This is a genomic window from Denitromonas iodatirespirans (assembly GCF_018524365.1).
Classification (GTDB): Bacteria; Pseudomonadota; Gammaproteobacteria; order Burkholderiales; family Rhodocyclaceae; genus Nitrogeniibacter; species Nitrogeniibacter iodatirespirans.
On sequence record NZ_JAEKFT010000163.1, the window covers coordinates 1 to 296 of the forward strand.

Consider the following 296-nt stretch of genomic DNA (forward strand, 5'->3'; position numbering starts at 1 on the left):
CGGAACTTCTTGGGCGGGTCGTAGAGCCCGCCGGAGGCGTGCACCAGATCCTTGACGTTGCGAGCGGCCAGCAGGTCGCGGGTGGCCAGGCGCGGGTCGAGGCCCAGGTCCTCCGGGCGCTGGATGATGCCGCGGTCGCGCAGATTCTCCACCGCGCGCTTGTCGCGGCCCATGCCCACCGGGGTGTAACCGGCCACGCCGCGGATGGCCTGCTCACGGTCTTCCGGGCTTCGGCAGCGCACCAGGTGGGCGATGCCTTCCTCGGTGATGATGTGGGTGAGATCCTCGCTGTAGAT

General features: G+C 69.6%; 1 protein-coding gene. It reads right to left on the reverse strand.

All coding sequences use genetic code 11. The annotated features are described in order from the left end of the window. Positions 1 to 296 (reverse strand): malonate decarboxylase subunit alpha (locus I8J34_RS24405; protein ID WP_214364216.1); only part of this gene is annotated, 296 nt, incomplete at both ends.